Below are 19,292 nucleotides of genomic sequence, written 5' to 3' on the forward strand. Positions count from 1 at the left end.
CTGCTTACTTGGCGGCATTTTTACAACAGTGTGCCGCGCAGCATCACCAGGGCCACGGTGAAGTAGATAATCAGGCCCGTCACGTCCACGAGCGTGGCTACGAAGGGAGCCGAGGAGGTGGCGGGGTCGAGCCCCAGCCGGCGCAATATGAGCGGTAGCATAGAGCCCGCAATGCTACCCCACAGCACAATGCCCACCAGCGCCACGCCCACTGTGAGGGCCACCATCAGCCAATGCGGCCCATAAATGGGCGTGATGCTTTGCCAGATGGCGATGCGCCCAAAGCCCACAATACCTAGGATAATGCCCAGCATGAGGCCGCCCGCCAGCTCGCGGCGCAGTACCCGCCACCACTCGCCCAGCGTAAACTCGCCCAGCGCCATTGCCCTGATAATGAGTGAGGTAGCCTGCGAGCCCGAGTTGCCGCCCGAGCTGATGATAAGCGGAATGAACTGCACCAGCACGATGGCCTTTTGCAGCTCGCCCTCAAAAAACTGCATGGCCGAGGCCGTCAGCAGCTCACCCAAAAACAGCACCACCAGCCAGCCGGCGCGCTTTTGCACCAGCTGTAGCAGCGGAATGGTGAGGTAGGGCTCGTCAAGCGCCTCCGAGCCCCCAAATTTCTGGATGTCCTCGGTGTCTTCCTCCTCCCGGATGCTCAGGATGTCATCAAGCGTTACGATGCCGAGCAGGATGCCTAGGTCGGGGCTCACCACGGGCAGGGCCACGCGGTCGTTGCGCCGGAAAATGTCGATGGCTTCCTCCTGGTCCTGCGCCGCCGTGAGCTGCACAAAGCGGTGGTCCATAATATCACGGACCCGCGTGGTGGGCGCGGCCAGCAACACCTCCCGAATCCGAATGTCATCAATGAGCTTGCCCTGGGCATCGGTCACGTAGAGCATGTTCAGGGTTTCGGACTGCCCGCCGTGCTGGCGCACGAAGTCGAGCACCTGCTGCACCGTCCAGTTCTCGCGAATGGCGATGTAGTCGGGCGTCATGAGGCGGCCCACCGAATACTCGGGGTAGCCCAGCAGTTGCAACGTCACGCGTCGCTCGGGCTCGGAGAGGTTTTGCACCAGCTCGGCCACGAAGTTGGCGGGCAAAAACTCGAGCAGGGCCGTGCGGTCATCGGGCGACATCTCGTTGAGAATGTCGGTCATCTTGTCCTGGGCCAGGTTTTCGAGAAAGTGGCGCTGCACCTCCAGGTCGAGGTACTCAAACACTTCGGTGGCCAGCTCCAGCGGCAGCATCCGGAAGATGATAAGCTGCTCGCGCTCGTCCTCGTTTTCAATGAGCGTCACTAGCTCGCTGGGCTGGAAATCGCGCAGCAGCTTTTTCAGCTTGAAAAACTCGCCCTCCTGAATCAATGTCGCGATGTGGTCCACGGTTTCGGGCGCAGTCATAGGCAAGGTAAAAAATCGGATGAAGATTTTTAAAACAGACGAAGTGTTTCGCTAGGCAATAAGTGGTAGTGGGGCAAAATTACGCCCGAACCGGCCCCAATCAGCACCGGGGCGGCAGCCCGGTCGGCATTTTTGGCGTACTTCGCTCTTGTATCCGCTTTTGCCCGTCCATTTGACTTCCGCCACCTCTTCGCCCGTTGCCGCCGCTTCGCCCCAGGCTACCATTGTAGTATTGGGCGGTGGCTACGACGACCCCACCCTAGCCCTGCTGGCTGGGCTGCTGCCCGCCCGCACGGCCCCCGTGGAGATTTTAACCGCCGCCACCACCCACGACCCGGCCCGCACCTACGCCGCCTACGCCCGGGTGCTGGCCAAGCTGGGCTGCCCCAACGTGGGCCACCTCCAGATAGACGAAAACCACCCCGCCGACGCGCCCACCACCCTGGGCCGCCTGCGCGGGGCCAGCCTCGTGTTTTTGACCGGCGGCGACCAGGAGCGCCTCACCGAGTTGCTGCTGGGCACCGAGTTTTTGCGAATGCTGCACCAGCGCTGCCAGCACGAGGCGGGCTTTGTGCTGGCCGGTACCAGCGCCGGAGCTTCGGCTCTGGGCGGCCAAATGCTGGTAGCCGGCCGCGGCTGGCGCAGCCTGCTGGCTGGCGGCATCGAGGTGATTCCAGCCCTGGGTATTTTACCTAACTTACTGATTGACCAGCACTTTGCCGAGCGGGCCCGCTACCCGCGCCTGCTACACGCCCTGCTGGCCCACCCAGCCCTACTAGGCCTGGGCCTGAGCGAGGAAACGGGCGTCATCTTCCGGCCCGGCCAGTTGCCCGAGGTATTTGGCGACGAAGTGGTGGTGCTGGCGGATGGCCGCCACGTAACGGCCAGCAACTACGCCGGCCGGCCCACGGGGCAACCCATTAGCGGCAAGGGCTTTAGCATGAGCCTGCTGGTGGCTGGCGATACGTTTTCAGTTATCAGTGAGCAGTGAACAGTTATCAGTGAAGAATGGGGACGTCCTGCTTACGGCTCACTGATAACTGTTCACTGAACCCAGCTAGGGCACCAAAACTAATCACCTGTACGTTTGGCTGCCAGATAATTAACGTTTACTAAACCCGAACATGTCTTTGCTACGCTTTCGCTTTTGGGGGATGAGCCTGCTGGCGCTGCTGGCCGTGGCCTGCACCCGCAAAACGGTGTCGTTCAATTCGCGGCCCGGCGATGGGGCCGTGACGGCCCTCGTGGCCCCCGGCGATACCCTCACCACCACCGAGCGCAAGGGTGCGCCCAAGCTCAGCATTGCCGGTCGCAAAGCCGTTGTAACCAAGGAAGAAGAAAAGGCGGCCAAAGACTTGGAAAAAGCTGCCCAGCGCAAAAAGCCCATCAAGAAGAAGCTGTTTCTGGGTGAGCGCACCAAGAAGGGCTTCATCAAGTCGGGCGGCAAAGGGCGCAACCAGATAGTGGAGGTGTTCTACTACCTCAAGAACTTCAAGCAGCCCGACCCCATGGCCCCGGCGGCTTTTTACTTCAGCCCCAAAAAGCACAAGCTTTACAAAGCTACCGGCGAGCTCGACCCCAGCACCGACAAAGTGCTACACGGCCCCTACAAAAAGATGCAGAATAATAAGGTACTCGAAAGTGGCTACTTCGCCTTCGGCACCCGCCACCTACGCTGGGAGAAGTTTGACGCCAAGGGCACGCTGCTCACCAAGATTCACTACGAGATGGGCTTCCCGCGCGACGCCAACATCAGCTATTACGATGCCGGCAATACCATGCTGCGCGAGGTAGTTCCCTACGTAAATGGCAAGCTAGAAGGCGATTATGTAAAATACCGCAACGATGGCCGCCGCGAGTGGACCGGCAAATTCGAGAACGGCCACCGGGTAGGGGAGTGGGTGAACTACGGCGACTACAAAAAATACCCACACTACGTGTACGCCTACGGTGAGAGCGGCTACGAGCCCGAAGTAGAGGAGCCTGAACTGGTACGCGAGTACAGCCATGGCGGCTCGGTCATCTACGACAAGGAGAAAAACCTTGACAAGCGCGGCGATGCCGACCCCGATGCCACGCCCGTGAAGGATGCCCGCCGCCCCGGCAGCCACGGCGTGCCCGCGCCCCGGCCGCCTGTGCGCAAGGTGCAGCCGCGCCGCCCCGGCTACCATACGCCCGCTGCCACGCCGCCCGCCGTGTCGCCCACGCCGGCCGGCAGCGCCCCCGCTGCCGGGGCCACCACCCCCTAGCGTAGGCTAGTAAAAGGCATCTTCAAACGCCTCAATGCGAAAGCCCTGGCTGAGTTGGGTGATGGCCAGGATGTCGAACCGAATGTCGCCGCGCCAGTCCAGCTCCTCCTGCAAGTGGGTGGCGGCAAGGCGAAACAGCTCCTTTTTGCGGGCCGAGACGAAGGTTTCGGGCGGGCCATACTGCGCGCCCGAACGCGTTTTGACCTCCACAAATACCAGCAGGGCCGCGCCCTGGCGCACTATCAGGTCTACTTCGGCCCGGCCGTGGCGGTAGCCCTGAGCCACTAGCTCGTAGCCCGCCCGCTGGTAAAAGTTGGCCGCCGCCGCTTCACCAGCCTGGCCGAGAGCGTGGGCATCAGTTGGCATAAATAAATGATTTAGTGTTGGTTGTGAAAATAAATTAGCTGCCCGGGTTGGCCCCAGTGCCAAGTTGGCGGGCCGCTGGCGCAAGCTAAACCACCGGGTGCGAAGTAACTTTGCCTTACCGGCTTCTATTTTTTCTGCTTCTTCCCATGGATATCTTTTCGGCCTGCGTGGCTCCGGCCGCCTCCCCCGCCTCGCCCCTGGGGGCCGATTCGCTGGCCGCGCCGGTTGCGGCTGGCCAGCGGAGCATACGGGTGCAGCGCCTGGGCTTGGTGCCTTACGTGCCCACCTGGGAATTGCAGGAGCAGTTGCTGGCCAATACGGTGGCCGTCAAGGCTAGCAACCGGCAGGCCGAAGCTACCGGCGCGGCTCCGCAGCCCACGCCCAACCACCTGCTTTTTTGCCAGCACCCGCCCACCTACACGCTGGGCAAAAGCGGCAAGCCCGAGCACCTGCTGCTCGACGAAGCAGCCCTGACGGCGCACGGGGCCACGTTTCACCGCATCAACCGCGGCGGCGACATCACCTTCCACGGCCCCGGCCAGCTGGTGGCCTACCCGGTGCTCGACCTCGAAAATTTCCGGCCCGACATCCACTGGTACCTGCGGGCGCTGGAAGAAGCCGTTATCCAAACGCTGGCCACCTACGGCCTGCAGGCGGGCCGCATCGCGGGCCTCACCGGCGTGTGGCTCGATTGGGAAGAAGGTGCTGCTAACCCCCGCAAAATCTGCGCGTTAGGCGTGCGGTGCAGCCGCTGGGTTACCCTGCACGGCCTGGCCCTCAACGTGAATACCGACCTCAGCTACTTTGGCTACATTGTGCCCTGCGGCATCACCGACAAGGCCGTGACCTCGCTGCAAGCCGAGCTGGGCCACGCCGTGCCCGTGGCCGAAGTGCAGGAGCGCCTGCTTGGCAATCTGTTGGCGCAGTTTGATGCGTACCTGACGCAGTAAGTTGTCTTTACCCCGTTCTACCCCCGTACCCACCCCATGAAGCAGGATATTTCCTTTGACCCCGTAGAAGGCGTATCAATTGCCATTGTGCCCGACGAAGCGGCTGCCTCTGACCCGAATGGCGTAGCTGTGTGGACGGTTTACTTGCTGAATAACAACGACGTAGCCCTCGATACCGTGCTCATTGCGGCCGATGGCTACGGCACCCAGCCTACCGGCGAAACCGTGCGCACTTCCACGTTGCGCTATCATTTTGAGACAATAGCGCCCCACTCGGCTACTGCCGTTGAGCTCATTGACCCCGCTGTGTTTCACCTCACCAATCAGTACTGGGTGAGCTACTACCAAGAGGGCCGGATTTTTGATAAGAAATTCCTCTTCGTGCCCGATTCTATTGTGCCGGACAATCTCAGTCCGCTCAACTTGCTGGATGGGCGGCCCGGCGTGCTGCACGGCTAGCGTGGTGCCATGACATAGCCCCGGCCTGCTGGCGCACGACCTTTATTATCTACGAAACATACTAGTAACTAACTGATAATGACGAGCTTATTACAAATAACAACTCCTGTTATCGGGAATCACTTTAGCATCTACCTGGGCTTGGCGGGCATGTGGGCCCTGCTGGTGGCCATGTTTGCGGTGCCGTCCATTGTGCATATCGCGCACCTCAAAAACCTGCTCGATACCCCCAATGGGCGCACCGTGCACCAGTCGCTGACGCCTCGCCTGGGTGGGGTGGCAGTGTTTGCGGGCTTCATGTCGGCCCTCACCATTTTTGCCCCCCTTGAAAATGGGGTGAAGGAGCTACTGGCCGGTTGCATTATCCTCTTCTTCGTAGGCTTGCGTGATGACTTGGTGACCATCTCGGTGGCCAAAAAATTTGTGGGCCAGCTGCTGGCCACCGGCATCGTAATGATAATGGCCGATGTGCGCGTGACCAGCTTCCAGGGTATCCTGGGCATCTACACGCTGCCCGTGGGCGTTAGCTATGCCTTCACCTTTGTTGTAATTGTGGGTATCACCAACGCCATCAACCTCATCGACGGCCTCGACGGGCTGGCGGGTACTATCGTGCTCATTCTCAGCGGCACGTTTGGGTATTATTTCTACCGCTATGGCGGCCCGCAGTTCAGCAACTACGCGTTCGTGGCCATCTGCCTGATGGGCGGCCTACTGGGCTTTTTGCGCTATAACTTCCACAAAGCCAGTATTTTCATGGGCGATACTGGGTCGCTGGTGTGCGGCTTTATCGTGTCCATCCTAGCCATCGAGTTTATTGAGCTGGGTAGCCGCACGGGGCAGCCGTTTGGCAATGCCGCGCCGGCCGTTACGCTCGGCGTGCTGTTCGTGCCACTCTTCGACACGCTGCGCGTGTTTATTCTGCGCATGGCGGCGGGCCGCTCGCCCTTCTCGCCCGACAAAAACCACGTGCATCACCGCATCATGGCCATGGGCTTTTCCCAAATCAGCACGGTGCTGTTGCTGGGCCTGCTCAACATTGTGGTCGTGCTGTTCGTCATCAACTTTTATTTCCTGGGCGACCTGCCGCTGATTGGCGTGCTGGTGCTGTTTTCGGTGCTGCTCAGCGTGTTTCTGGGCGTGTACCAAAGCCGCGCCGCCCGCCGCCAAGTGGCATCGTCCTGATTAGCAACTTAGTGCGAGTGACTGCGGCCCGCCTGCTTCCTTACCGCTACTGCCTGAGCCTGGTGCTGGCCTGGCTGCTGGCCGCAGGGCTTTTGCTGCCAGTGGCTGCCGCCGAGTACCAGCCGCTGCCGCCCGCTGCTGCCACCGGCTTATCGGCCGATAATTGGCTGCTGCACGATGCGGCCGGTAACCGCCTCATTCTCTACCTGCCGGGCTACCACGCCCCAGCCCACGCCTACTACCAGTGGGTGCGGCTATTGCCAAAGCAGCCCTTTCGCCTGTCGTTTGCCGCCGCCCCCGGCCTAAGTCTTTTTTTGGATAACCAGTTGGTATTCACGGCCCCCGCGGCCGGGCGGTATACCATTGACCTAGCCCGCACGGCCCCCGCCGCGCAGGTGGGCCGGCCGCATCTGCTCGCCGTGTGGCAGCCCGAGGGCTACCCGGCGCTTGGGTCATTCAGTGCCTCCACGGCAGCGGCACTGCTCCCAGCCGTGGCCACTACCACCTCGGCCACTACCACCGCCAGTGCGCTGCCGTTGCTGCGCCTGCCGCCGGTGCAGGGTTCCAACGTACTATTGCTATTGCTATTGCTGCTGGGCTTGCTCTACGGCGTGGTGCGCAGCGCTTACCCGGTGGGCCTGGCGCGTATTCTGCAAGTAAATGAGCTATTTGGCAGCTCGGCCGACCCGCAAAGCTTTCTCACGCGCCCAGCCTTCACGTGGCTCAATACGGCGCTGGTGCTTTTGTTTTCCCTATCGCTGGGCCTACTGCTCACAGCCTTGCACACCGATTTTAGCAACTTGCCGCTGTTGCAGCGCGTGCTCAACGTACCTGAGTCGGCCATTATAGCCCGTGTGCTGTTATATACGGGGCTTATTATCAGTTTTATAATCAGTAAGTATTTGCTGGTAGAGCTGCTCAGCTACATCTTCGATCTGCGTCTGCTGGTAAACCTGCACTACCGCGAGTTTTTGCGCACCACCCTGCTGCTGGGCTTACTGTTACCCGTGGTGCTTTTGCTCTATCTCGGACTGAACGCCCACTGGCCGGGCGTTGTTAGCCTGGCCAATGGCTGCGTGCTGCTATTGCTCACTGCCACAGTACTTCGCGTGGCCCGAACCTTGCATCAACGGGCCTCGCTCCTTAATCTTCATTTGTTCGCGTACCTTTGTGCTACTGAAGTACTGCCCTTGGCAGTATTATTGAAACTCATCGTGTTTACGTACCCTGCTTAGGCAGTGCCGCTGCCTTCGGGCGAGGCTCAGTTTTCTCTTTATAGTTCTAGCGTTACCCTTACTTCTTCTATGGCCGAGAGCGCAGCACAGCCGGGTCTGGACCGGCACGCCCAGCCCATTCGCAGCATTCTGGTTACCCAGCCCACGCCTACCACCGACGTTTCGCCCTACTTCTTGCTGGCTGAGAAATATGGTATTCGCGTAGATTTTCGGGAATTCATTGACGTGCAAGGGGTCCCCTACAAGGAATTCCGCAAGGATAAAATCAATATCCTGGAGTACACGGCAGTCATCTTCACCAGCCGTAATGCGGTCGACCACTTCTTCCGCATCTGCCAGGAGGCCAAGATTGAGATGCCCGCCGAAATGAAGTATTTCTGCATCTCCGAGCAAACGGCCAATTACTTGCAGAAGTACATTGTGCTGCGTAAGCGCAAGCTCTTCGTGGGCCTGCGTACGGCCACCGACCTGTTTGAGGTTATCAAAAAGCACAAGGGCGAAAAGTTTCTCTACCCCTGCTCCGATATCCGCAAAGACGACCTGCCGGAGTTCATGCGCGCCAACAACCTCAAGTTTACGGAGGCTGTTATTTACCGCACGGTAGCCAGCGACCTCTCTGATTTGGCGGAAGTTAAGTACGACTGCCTGGCTTTCTTCAGCCCCTCCGGCATCAGCTCGCTGTTCGTCAACTTCCCCGCTTTTACGCAGGGCGGTACGCGCATCGCCGCTTTCGGCCCCACCACTGCCAAGGCCGTTCGCGATGCCAACCTCATTCTCGACATTGAGGCCCCCATGCCCAATGCGCCGTCGATGACGGGTGCCATTGAAGCCTACATCCGGCAACACGCCGCCAAAACGGGCTTAGCAGTGGGCAAAGACAAGTCGGCGAGCTAGCACGAGAGCGGTAATTGACAACGGGTGAGTGAACGATTTAGACGGTCGTTTCTTTTTGGTGGTGGGTAGTGGGTACGCCCGTATTCGTAGTTACATTTGAACGTAGGCTGCTCGTGCTGCCTGCTGCCCTCCAACCTTATCTTTCGTCCCCTTTCTTCGTCTCTCCCATGAAAGGAATTGTACTTGCCGCGCTGCTGGTATCGGCCGCTGTTCCCACCCTTGCGCAGCAGCAGCCGCAGTTCACGCACTACGGCCTCAATGGCATGTACCTGAACCCAGCCTACGCAGGCATTAAGGGGCAAACGGAGGTAAACATTATTGGCCGCTACCAATACCTCAACCTGAACAACTCGCTGGGCGACGATAACGGCTCGCCGCGCACCGGCATGGTGTCGGCTTCCATTCCGGTGCTGCCCCTCGGTGGTGGGGTGGGGTTAGTGGTCTATTACGACCAAGCCGGGGTAACGAAGATGACTAATGCGGCGCTTTCCTACTCGCAGCACATCAAGCTGGGTAGTGGCAAGCTGGGCATTGGCATTCAAGGTATTTACACCTACATCGGCAAGGGTACGTACCGGGCCATTGACCCCACCGACGTCAATATCCCCGCCAACTCGTCGGACCAGAAGTTTGATGCCGGGGCGGGTATCTGGTACGAGGCCCCCAAATTCTACGCTGGCTTGAGCGTAAATAATCTGCTGCGCTCCGAGTATACCTTCAAGAGCAATGGCACCACTGGCATAGCCAGCCAGTACTTGGGCGAGAACCACGCCTACTTCACTACCGGCTACAATATCGAAGCATCCTCCAGCGTTACGGTTACGCCAATGGTATTGGTAAAGGCCGTATTACCAGGCCGCTACGATACCAAAAGCAAGTACGACAACCAGCATAACTATTCCGTGGAGGGAGGTGTGCGGGCCACACTCAACGACCAGTTTTGGGCTGGTCTAAATTACCGCTACGACGAGTCTATCTCTGGCCTGCTTGGCTACGGCTTCGGCCCCGATAATCGCTACCGCCTTGGTTATGCCTTCGACTTCATTGCCTTCAACCAGGCTGCCCGTGCTTTCAGTTCTCACGAAATAATGCTTTCGCTCCGGTTACCCAAAGCCGTGTTACTCACCCGGCCACCTATTCGTACCCCCCGGTATAGCTTTTAACCCACAAACCCAGAAGGCGTCTCACATTCAGGTTGTGCAAGTGTAAAGTTGTTGGGGTCTAATTCAGGAATTTATAGGATTTTAGGGCCATTTAGCGAGTTTTTTTGCCCGCTGAGCGAATAAGGCGCTTTACGTGCCAATGCCGTATTGCGCAGCCACTAGTAGCAACGTAGATTTGCCAGTAAATACACAATTTGAATCAATTGCCCCCGGCTTATAAATTAGTTCTTTTCTTCCTATTATGAAAAAATTTCTGGTATTACCTCTATTAGCCTTATCGGGGGTATTTCTGGGTGGCTGTTTTACGAAAAACTTCCAGGGCGACCTAGTTGGTACCGACGACCGGCCCATCTTCAACCCGCAGGAAGTACCCTTTGGAATGGTGCCCTGCCCCGGTGGAACCTTCCATATGGGCCAGACTGACCAGGATATCGCGGCTTCGATGGTGAATATGAACAAGCAGGTGACCATCGCCGGCTTCTACATGGACGAAACCGAAATCACGAACAACGAATACCGTCAGTTCGTGAATGCCATCATGCAGGACTCAGTGGAGGCCCTTGGTGAGGATTACATTAAAACTGAATTATACCCCGACACTACGGTTTGGGTGCGCGACTTCACCTACCACATGGGTGACCCGCTCTTGGAATATTACTATTCACACCCAGCCTTCGACGACTACCCAGTAGTGGGCGTCGATTGGTTTGCCGCTCGCTATTTCTGCACTTGGCGTACCAAGCTCAAAAGTGTAGTGAGCGAAGAAACGGGTGAGGCTCCTTACCCCAACTTCCGCTTGCCTTCGGAGGCTGAGTGGGAGTACGCTGCTCGTGGTGGGCGCGAAGGCGCAACTTTTCCCTGGGGCGGTCCTTACATGCGCAATACCAAGGGCTGTATGCTAGCCAACTTTAAGCCCGGCCGCGGTGACTACGCTTCCGATGGCTACGCTTACACTTCAGAAGTAGGCTCGTATTTCCCCAACGACTTCGGCCTGTATGACATGGCCGGCAATGTGAGCGAGTGGTGCGATGATGCTTACATGGAAGCTTCGGTGCCTGTAGTGTGGGACTTGAACCCTACCAACCCCGACGACAACGAGCCCCGCAAAGTAGTGCGCGGTGGTTCGTGGAAAGACATCCAGTACTTCCTCGAAACTGGTACCCGCAACTTTGAATACCAAGATTCGGCCCGCTCTTACATCGGTTTCCGCTGCTCCATGATTCAGATTGGCATGGGTACCAACCGTCGCCTGAACTAATATTATTTTGTAGTCCAATTCATCCTTTTTCTCTTTCTCTAAAACTGAGCTGCTAAAGCTTTCTACTCAAAATGGCTGTTAAGAAAAACTTCCTCTACGACGACGTAATGCCAAAGGTGTATGGCATTGGTGCAGCAGTAGTTATCATCGGCGCACTCTTCAAAATCCTTCATTGGAAAGGTGCTGACACTATGCTGATGGTCGGCCTTGGTACCGAAGCAGTTATTTTCTTCCTGAGTGCTTTTCAGCCCCACCAGGCTGACCACGACTGGGCCTTGGTTTACCCTGAACTGAGCGAAGGCTACGACCCTTCGACCAACGATAACCGCTTCCGTGAGAAGACGCCCGCGCCCAACGGCTTGACAGGCAAGCTGGACGATATGCTGAAAAACGCCAACGTTACCCCCGAAGCCCTCACCAACTTGGGCCAAGGCCTGAACCGCCTCAGCGCTACTACCGCGCAGCTTGGCAAACTCGGCGACGCCACTAATGCTACTGACGAGTATACCGCTAAAGTGCGCACTGCTGCGCAGTCGCTCGACGGCATCAACAAGGCTTACTCGAACACGGTAGAGGCTATCACGTCGCTTTCTAACGCTACGGGCGATGCCAAAGAGTACCACCTGCAAGTGCAGAACGTAACCAAGAACTTGGGTGCGCTGAACGCGGTGTACGAAATGGAGTTGCAGGATGCTAACACGCACCTCAAGTCGATGAACCAGTTTTACGGTACGCTGGGCAAAGCCATGGAGAACATGGTGCAGGCCGGCAAAGACACCGAGAATATGCAGGGCCAGGTGGCTGCCCTCACCGGCAACCTCACGTCGCTCAACCGCGTGTACGGCAACATGCTGAACGCCATGCGTAACCCCGCTGCCTAAGCGACTAAATTAATTTTTAATCGCTTATTCTATAACAATTTAGTAAGATATCTAGCAGATGGCAGGCGGAAAAGAAACCCCGCGGCAGAAGATGATTGGCATGATGTATCTCGTGCTGACCGCTCTGCTGGCGCTCCAGGTTAACTCAGCAATTTTGCTGAAATTCAAGTTTATTGACGACAGCCTCACGGATGTTAATGGCAAGACCGAACAGGCTGCTGATGGCACTGTGAAAGGCATCGAAGCAGCTGTAGCCAAAAACCGCAACCAAGCGGCCGACGTGGCAGTGCTCAAGAAAAGCGAAGAAATTCGCGACGAGACGAAAAAAGTACTAGACTACCTCAGCCAAGTGCGCGACAAGCTTTACGCTTCCACCGAGAACGTAAAGGGGCAGACCGACTACAAAAATATGAGTGCTGAAGACAAGGTGGCCATCACCATGCTCGGCGGCAAGCAGAACGGTGAGGCTTACACGGTGCAGAAGCGCTTGAATGACTACTCGGAGTACATCAAGCAGTTTGTGCCCGACGCAATGCCTTTGGCAATGGATGCTAAATCCGACCCTCGTATCGCAGCCAACTCGGAGCAGAAGAACAAAAACTTCGCTGAGTTGAACTTCGAAAACACGCCGGTAGTAGCCGCTTTGGCCGTGCTGAGCCAGAAGGAAACGGAAGTGCTAAAATACCAGGCTGATGCTTTGCAGAAGCAGGCTGAGAAAGTTGGTGCTAAAACCATCGTATTTGACAAACTGGGCGCTTTCGCCTCGGCTGAGTCAAACACGGTAGCCGCTGGTACTAAGTATAAAGCTGAGTTATTCCTGACGGCTGCTGCCAGTGGCCTAAAGCAGAACATGACCTATAACGGTAGTGCGCTGGCCGTTGACCCCAAGACCAACCACGGTAAAATCGAGTTCACGGCTCGCCCCGGCAGCTTCGATGCTGCTGGTAATGCCAAGGCTAACTGGACTGGTAGCATCCGCATCAACCAGAACGGCCGCGACACGACGTTTAAAGTAACGGTACCCTATACCATTACCAAGCCCGTGATGCAGATTCAGTCGGCTTCTGTGCAGGCGCTATACTACAAGTGTGGCAACAAGCTAAGCGTGCAAGTGCCGGCCCTTGGCGCCCAGTACCAGCCTAGCTTCTCGGCCTCGGGTGCTTCGGTTATCACGGGCCAGAAAGGTGATGTGACGCTAGTGCCCAACGCCCGCGAAGTAACTCTGAACGTGAGCAGTGGTGGCAACGCCATCGGCTCGCAAACCTTCAAAGTGCGTCCGATTCCTAACCCTACCATCAAGTGCTACGCTGGCGGCAGCGAAGCAAATGAGAAGCAGGGAACTGCTGGCACCTCTATTCGGTCTATCACCATGCGTGCTATTCCGGACCCAGGCTTCGCCACTTTCCTTCCCGAGGATGCGCGCTACCGCGTGTCGCGCTTCACGGCCGTTTTGGCTCGTGGTAAGCGTCCGGTTATTGGTCCAAAAACCATCAATGGCCCGCAGGGTGATTTCAGCGACATGGTGAATGCCTATAAAGAAGGTGACCGCTTGTTTCTGGAGGTACAGGGTGTGCAGCGCATGAACTTCCAAAACCAAACGGAAGATGTGAGCATGACTCGTACGTTTAACATCCCGCTGCAATAAGGTAATTACGTAATTCGTTAGCTTTAAAAATTCTATTATGACCCGCTATTTCAAAGCATTGCCTTTCACCGCTGCGGCCCTGCTGGTTACGCTGGTGGGCCGGGCGCAGGAGCAGGCTACCTCGACGGCAACGACGGGAGCCATCCGGCAGATTCCGGCTTCCGACCAGATGTTTCGCAAAACCATCTGGCGCGCCATTGACCTGCGTGAGAAGCAGAACCGCCCGATGTTTTCGGACGGCAAAGAAATCAGCCGGGTCATTATAGATGCTGTAAACCGTGGCGAGCTACAGGCTTACCGGAACGACTCTGTTACGTCGACGTTCTCTCCTAAAGAGATGACAGAGAACATGTCGTATGCCATTGAAGCCCCCATTAGCCCCGACGCTGATGGTGGTGACTGGGGTGCTACGCCAGCGCCAGGCGCTAGACGCACCCCAGCACCTGCCAACGATGGTTGGGGCGCGCCTGTTACTCCTGCTCGCCAAGCAGCTTCGAACACCCGGCGTGAGCGAGTACTAGATAGTAGAGGCAGGCCAGTAAGGAGGAATGGCCAGTATGTGTACAGGACCGTGAGAACTTCGGCCGTTGCCGTTGCACCGCCGCCCCCGCCCGCTACCACGGCTCCTTATCGCGCCAAGGACATCTACCAGATGGAATTGACGGAAGAGATGATATTTGATAAGAAGCGCTCGCGGATGTACCACCAGATTAAAACGGTGTCGCTGAAGTTGCCTTCTACGTTGGCTACCAACACGTCGGGCCTGGAGAAGAACGTCGCTTCATTTAAGTACTCGGACTTGGTTAAAGTATTCCGCAACAATCCGCAGACGGCCATCTGGTTCAATGCGCAGAACGATGCCCAGCACAAGAACCTGGCTGATGCCTTTGAACTGTGGTTGTTCAACTCGTATATCGTGAAGGTTTCGAATCCTTCGGGCGATGACCTGGCTACTCAGTATGGCAGCGAGCGCGAGGGCCTGTTAGCTGCGCAGCAAACTGCGGCTGACTTGGTAGAATACGAGTATAGCCTGTGGTCTTTCTAAACTGTAGATTCAGACTGATTTACCGGATTTAACAACTAAACGGCCCGTGCTTTGTAGCCCGGGCCGTTTTGCTTTTAGGTTAGTTATAGTAAGCTTTGGCCTATTGCGTTTATTAGGAACAAGCTAAAGCTTATTCTACACTACTTTCCTGCTGGTCGAAGTAACTCAGCAGTACCTTAGTTTTGGCCTTACCTATTTCGGCAATCAGTTCGCTTTCAGTTAGTTCTCGTATTTTCTTAACTGATTTAAACTTGCTTAAGAGCTTATCGGCAGTAATGGGGCCGAGGCCCTTGACATCGGTGAGCTCGGTTTTGAGGGTGGCCTCATCGCGCAGCTTGCGGTGGAAGGTGATGCCGAAGCGGTGCACCTCATCGCGCATGCGTTGGAAGAGGCGCAGGCTCTCGCTTTTTTTGTCGATGTAGAGGGGCAGGGGGTCGTTGGGAACGTAGATTTCTTCGAGGCGCTTGGCGATACCGATGATGGACATCTGGCCCCACAGGTTGAGGTCTTTGATGGCCTTCACGGCCATGCTGAGCTGGCCCTTGCCGCCGTCTACTATAATAAGCTGGGGGAGGCTGGCGCCCTCGTCTACCAGGCGGCGGTAGCGGCGTGTCACCACCTCGTACATAGATTTGAAGTCGTCGGGCCCCACTACCGTTTTAATATGATAGTGGCGGTAGTCCTTCTTGCTGGGGCGGGCGTTGCGGAAGCACACCATGGCCGCCACGGGGTTATCGCCCTGAAAGTTAGAGTTATCAAAGCATTCGATATGCTTAGGTAACTCCTTGAGGCGCAGGTCTTTCTTGATTTGCTCCATAATGCGCACCTCGTTCACGTCCTTACTCTTCTCATTCATGCTCTCCTTCTCCTTGCGGGCGTAGAGCACATTTTTGATGCTGAGTTCCAAGAGCTTGCGCTTGTCGCCGATTTGGGGCTGGGCCACGCTCACGCCAGGTAGGGGCAAGTCACCTACGGGCACGTTGGTGAGGATTTCCCTGGCCTCGCTCTCGAATTCCTGGCGCAACTGCATGATAAGCGGCTCTAGGATTTCGGCGTCGGTTTCATCGAGCTTTTTGGTAAGCTCCAGATTTTGGGTGAGGATGATGCTACCATTCATCACCTTGAAGTAGTTGACGAAAGCGGCCTTTTCGTTGGAGGCGATGCTGAACACGTCGATGTTGGTGAGCGTGGCGCTCACGATGGTGCTTTTAGCCTGAAAGTCGTCCAGCTTGTCCAGCTTCTGCTTGAACTGATGGGCCAGCTCGTACTGCATATCCTGGGCGGCGGCCGTCATCTTATCGCGGAAGTATTGCTTGGGCAGGCGCAGGTCGCCGCCCAAAATTTGGCGGATTTGCTGAATGTATTGGTTGTAAGTCGCTTCGTCCTCATTGGCTATGCAAGGTGCTTTGCAGTTGCCGATGTGATATTCCAAGCACACTTTGAACTTGCCAGCGGCCACGTTTTCGGGGCTCAGGTTGTACGTGCAGGTGCGCAGCGGATACAGCGCCCGGATGAGCTCCAGCAGCACGTTGAGCGAGCCCTGGTGGGCGTAGGGGCCAAAGTAATAGCCGTCGCCGGGTTGCTTGTTGCGCGTGGGGATAAGGCGCGGAAAACGCTCGTTGGTCAGCAGCAGGTACGGGTACGTTTTGCCATCCTTGAGCAGGATGTTGTACTTGGGCTGGTGCTGCTTGATGAGGTTATTCTCCAGCAAAAACGCATCCGACTCCGAGTTCACGATGGTGAATTCGATGCGCTTGATGTTCTTGACCAGTTGCTGGGTTTTCTTGTTGTGGTCTTGCTTGGTGAAGTAACTGCTCACGCGCTTGCGCAGGTCCACGGCTTTGCCCACGTAGATAATGCCCTCATCATCGTAGTAGCGGTACACGCCGGGCTGGTGGGGCAGGTGGTTGATTTGAGCTTGAAGAGGAGCACTGGCCGCCATAAATCGCAGATTACACAGATTGAGCAGATTTCGCAGATTCGGACGACTGCGGGTTTGCCCTTTCTTGGCTAGAATGAATAGGTACGGGAATAAAACACAAAATGGCCGGCAAAAGTAGCCGGCCATCTGCGAATCGGATAAGTAATTGATGAACAGAGAGCTGTTTGCTGACGCCCGAATCAGCGAAATCAGCGCAATCTGTCTAAATCCGCGATTTTTAGATGTCCTTGTCGTCGAGGTCGTCCAGGTTGGGCTGGGCCATTTTCTGGTCGCTCGGGATGGTATCGCGCTGGCCGCCGTAGTACTTGTTGCAGTCGAGTTCGATGGTGAGCGGCGCGGCTGGCAGCGGGAAAGGGCCGGTATCCACGTCGAGCGACTTATCGGCGTACACCTTCTTCATGAAGATGCCGTAGAGCGGCAGCGCCAGGCGAGCGCCCTGGCCATAAGCGCCGGTGCGGAAGTGGATGCTGCGGTCTTCACCGCCAATCCACATGCCGCAGACGAGGTTAGGCGTGATGCCCATAAACCAGGCGTCGGAGTAGTTGGAGGTGGTGCCGGTTTTGGCCCCGATGGATGTGTTGAACTTGAAGCCGGTGTGCAGGATGGTGCTGGTGCCGCCCGGCTCGGTAGTGCTTGCTTGCAGCATATTAGTCATCACGTAGGCCGTTTCCTCGCTGAGGGCCTCCTTGGTTTGGGCCACGAAGCGGCGCAACTCGTTGCCATTCTTGTCATCGATGCGCGTCACCAGGATGGGGCCGGTCCAGACGCCCTTGTTTACGAAGGTGCCGTAGGCGCCACACAGCTCAAAGATGCTGCAATCGGAAGCCCCGAAGCCCACGGCGGGCACGGGGTCGATGGGTGAGGTGATGCCCAGGCGCTTGGCGTAGGCCACCACCGTTTCGGGGCCCAGCTTGAACACCAGCCACGCCGTGATGGAGTTCATAGAGCGGGCCAGCGCCTGCCGTAACGTGAAGGTGCGCCCCGAAAAGCTGCCCTCAAAGTTGTGGGGCGTGTAGGGCGGCCGGCCCGCCGCGCCGGGGAAGGTAGTGGCAATATCGGGCCGCGGGTAGCAGGGTGAGTAGCCCTGGTCGATAGCCGCCGTGTACACGATGGGCTTAAACGTGGAGCCCGGCTGGCGCTTGCCCTGCCGCACGTGGTCAAACTTGAAGAACTTGTAGTTGGGCCCACCCACCCAGGCCTTTACGTAGCCGTTGAGGGGGTTTACGGCCATGAAGCCAGCGCGCAGGTAGCGCTTGTAGTAGGCCAGTGAATCCATCGGCGACATGAGCATGTCGCGCTCGCCCTGCCACGAAAATACCTGCATGTGGTACTTGTGATGCAGGTAGTAGTTGACCGAATCCTTGTTGCCCTCGAAGCGCGTCACCAGCGACTTGTAGCGCTGGGTGCGGCGCATGGCCGTTTCCAGGAAGCGCGGAATGATTTTGCCGTTCTCATCGCGCCAGGGTAGCTGGCCCTGCCAGTGGGCCGAAAACCACTTTTGTTGCAAGGCCAGGTGCTCGGCCACGGCCTTCTCGGCGTAGGTCTGCATGCGCGAGTCGAGGGTGGTGTAGATTTTCAGGCCGTCGGCGTAAAGGTCGTGGTCAGTTTCGCGGGCCCAGGTTTGTAAATATTTAGCCACCTCGGTGCGGAAGTAGGGCGCCAGGCCCTGCACCGAGCTCTCGACGCTGTAGTGCAGCACGATGGCCTTGGCTGTATCGGTCTGCATCTCGCTAGCGCTAAGGTAATTAGCTTTCACCATCTGTTGTAGCACCCAGTTGCGGCGGCGTTTGGAGCGTACTGGGTGCAACACCGGGCTAAAGCGCGAGGGCGCATTCACGATGCCCACCAGCGTGGCCGCCTCCGCGGTGGTGAGCAGCTTTGGCTTCTTGTTGAAAAACGTTTTGGCGGCCGTGTTGATACCGAAGGCATTGGAGCCGTAATCGACGGTGTTGAGGTACATCCGCATGATTTCGCGCTTCGTGTAATTGCGCTCCAGCTTGATGGCCAGCAGCCACTCCTTGGTTTTGGTGATGAGCAGGCCCAGCTTGCCGGGGCCGTTGAGGGTGCCATCGTTGAGGTTGCTTTCCTCGCCGGGGCGGGTTTTGAAGAGCACCTTGGCTACCTGCTGGCTCAGGGTAGAGCCGCCGCCGCTGCGGCCCAGCCCGGCTACGGCCCGCATAATGCTCTTAAAGTCAATGCCCGAATGCTGCTCGAAGCGCACGTCTTCGGTGGCAATGAGGGCATCTATTACGTTCTGCGGCAGGTCTTTATAATCAACGGGCGTGCGGTTCTCGCGGAAGTACTTGCCCAGTAGCACGCCATCGGCTGAGTAGATTTCGGAGGCCAGCTCGCTCTTTGGGTTTTCGAGGGCGTGCAGGTTGGGCATGCGCCCAAACAGGTTCATGAAATTGACGCTCACCGCCCCCAGGTAGAGCATCAGCGCCACCAGCCCGCTCCCAAACAGTACCCACATAGTGCGCGTAAACGCCTGGAAGCGCCCCTTGCGCACCGGCGGTGGGCCCCGGCGCACAGTAGAAGTAGGGCGAACCGGAGAGGAAGAAGAACTAGGCATTTTTAAGTAATTGGTAATGAAGAATTTAGAATGAGAAATTAGCTA

General features: G+C 57.3%; 16 protein-coding genes. 12 read left to right on the plus strand and 4 right to left on the minus strand.

The annotated features are described in order from the left end of the window. Nucleotides 1-20: 20 nt before the first annotated feature. Nucleotides 21-1,403 carry a magnesium transporter gene (gene mgtE, locus ACYVGC_RS05250; protein WP_460582739.1) on the minus strand — a complete coding sequence of 461 codons (1,383 nt, stop codon included), beginning with the start codon at nucleotides 1,401-1,403 and terminating at the stop codon, nucleotides 21-23. Nucleotides 1,404-1,575: 172 nt separating this feature from the next. On the opposite strand from mgtE, the gene ACYVGC_RS05255 reads away from it, so the two are divergent. Further along, entirely contained in the window at nucleotides 1,576-2,394 is an 819-nt protein-coding gene (locus ACYVGC_RS05255) for a cyanophycinase (RefSeq protein WP_460582740.1), read from the plus strand. 133 nt (nucleotides 2,395-2,527) lie between these two features. Continuing rightward, the gene (locus ACYVGC_RS05260; RefSeq protein ID WP_460582741.1) at nucleotides 2,528-3,652 is read left to right on the plus strand and encodes a toxin-antitoxin system YwqK family antitoxin; all 1,125 of its coding nucleotides are present in this window, start codon (nucleotides 2,528-2,530) and stop codon (nucleotides 3,650-3,652) included. Between the two features lie 6 nt (nucleotides 3,653-3,658). Here ACYVGC_RS05260 and ACYVGC_RS05265 read toward each other — a convergent pair whose 3' ends face one another. Further along, a complete protein-coding gene (locus tag ACYVGC_RS05265; RefSeq protein WP_460582742.1) occupies nucleotides 3,659-4,018 on the minus strand; it encodes a YraN family protein in 360 nt (119 codons plus the stop codon). 146 nt (nucleotides 4,019-4,164) lie between these two features. On the opposite strand from ACYVGC_RS05265, the gene lipB reads away from it, so the two are divergent. From lipB to porN, 10 genes are all read left to right on the plus strand, one after another. Continuing rightward, nucleotides 4,165-4,968, plus strand: coding sequence for a lipoyl(octanoyl) transferase LipB (gene lipB / locus ACYVGC_RS05270; protein WP_460582743.1), 804 nt, complete (start codon nucleotides 4,165-4,167; stop codon nucleotides 4,966-4,968). A gap of 36 nt (nucleotides 4,969-5,004) precedes the next feature. Next, nucleotides 5,005-5,427: a hypothetical protein gene (locus tag ACYVGC_RS05275; protein ID WP_460582744.1), complete on the plus strand. Its 423-nt coding sequence runs from the start codon at nucleotides 5,005-5,007 to the stop codon at nucleotides 5,425-5,427. Nucleotides 5,428-5,505: 78 nt separating this feature from the next. Next, nucleotides 5,506-6,612 carry an MraY family glycosyltransferase gene (locus tag ACYVGC_RS05280; RefSeq protein ID WP_460582745.1) on the plus strand — a complete coding sequence of 369 codons (1,107 nt, stop codon included), beginning with the start codon at nucleotides 5,506-5,508 and terminating at the stop codon, nucleotides 6,610-6,612. A gap of 17 nt (nucleotides 6,613-6,629) precedes the next feature. Beyond that, the gene (locus ACYVGC_RS05285) at nucleotides 6,630-7,847 is read left to right on the plus strand and encodes a DUF4271 domain-containing protein (RefSeq protein WP_460582746.1); all 1,218 of its coding nucleotides are present in this window, start codon (nucleotides 6,630-6,632) and stop codon (nucleotides 7,845-7,847) included. A gap of 69 nt (nucleotides 7,848-7,916) precedes the next feature. Then, nucleotides 7,917-8,741 (plus strand): uroporphyrinogen-III synthase, encoded by an 825-nt coding sequence (locus ACYVGC_RS05290; protein WP_460582747.1) that lies wholly within the window; start codon nucleotides 7,917-7,919, stop codon nucleotides 8,739-8,741. A 167-nt stretch (nucleotides 8,742-8,908) separates the two neighbouring features. Further along, a complete protein-coding gene (locus tag ACYVGC_RS05295) occupies nucleotides 8,909-9,904 on the plus strand; it encodes a PorP/SprF family type IX secretion system membrane protein (RefSeq protein ID WP_460582748.1) in 996 nt (331 codons plus the stop codon). 241 nt (nucleotides 9,905-10,145) lie between these two features. Continuing rightward, nucleotides 10,146-11,162, plus strand: coding sequence for a T9SS ring complex lipoprotein PorK/GldK (gene porK, locus ACYVGC_RS05300; RefSeq protein ID WP_460582749.1), 1,017 nt, complete (start codon nucleotides 10,146-10,148; stop codon nucleotides 11,160-11,162). Nucleotides 11,163-11,233: 71 nt separating this feature from the next. Beyond that, entirely contained in the window at nucleotides 11,234-12,043 is an 810-nt protein-coding gene (gene porL / locus ACYVGC_RS05305) for a type IX secretion system motor protein PorL/GldL (RefSeq protein ID WP_460582750.1), read from the plus strand. Nucleotides 12,044-12,101: 58 nt separating this feature from the next. Continuing rightward, nucleotides 12,102-13,688: a type IX secretion system motor protein PorM/GldM gene (porM, locus tag ACYVGC_RS05310; protein ID WP_460582751.1), complete on the plus strand. Its 1,587-nt coding sequence runs from the start codon at nucleotides 12,102-12,104 to the stop codon at nucleotides 13,686-13,688. Nucleotides 13,689-13,746: 58 nt separating this feature from the next. Next, nucleotides 13,747-14,733 (plus strand): type IX secretion system ring subunit PorN/GldN, encoded by a 987-nt coding sequence (porN, locus tag ACYVGC_RS05315; RefSeq protein ID WP_460582752.1) that lies wholly within the window; start codon nucleotides 13,747-13,749, stop codon nucleotides 14,731-14,733. Between the two features lie 130 nt (nucleotides 14,734-14,863). On the opposite strand, the gene uvrC is transcribed toward porN, so the two are convergent. Both uvrC and ACYVGC_RS05325 read right to left on the minus strand, forming a co-directional pair. Beyond that, entirely contained in the window at nucleotides 14,864-16,675 is a 1,812-nt protein-coding gene (gene uvrC / locus ACYVGC_RS05320; protein WP_460582753.1) for an excinuclease ABC subunit UvrC, read from the minus strand. A 217-nt stretch (nucleotides 16,676-16,892) separates the two neighbouring features. Then, nucleotides 16,893-19,247 (minus strand): transglycosylase domain-containing protein, encoded by a 2,355-nt coding sequence (locus ACYVGC_RS05325; RefSeq protein ID WP_460582754.1) that lies wholly within the window; start codon nucleotides 19,245-19,247, stop codon nucleotides 16,893-16,895. Between the last annotated feature and the right edge of the window lie 45 nt (nucleotides 19,248-19,292).

Source organism: Hymenobacter arcticus, assembly GCF_054779975.1.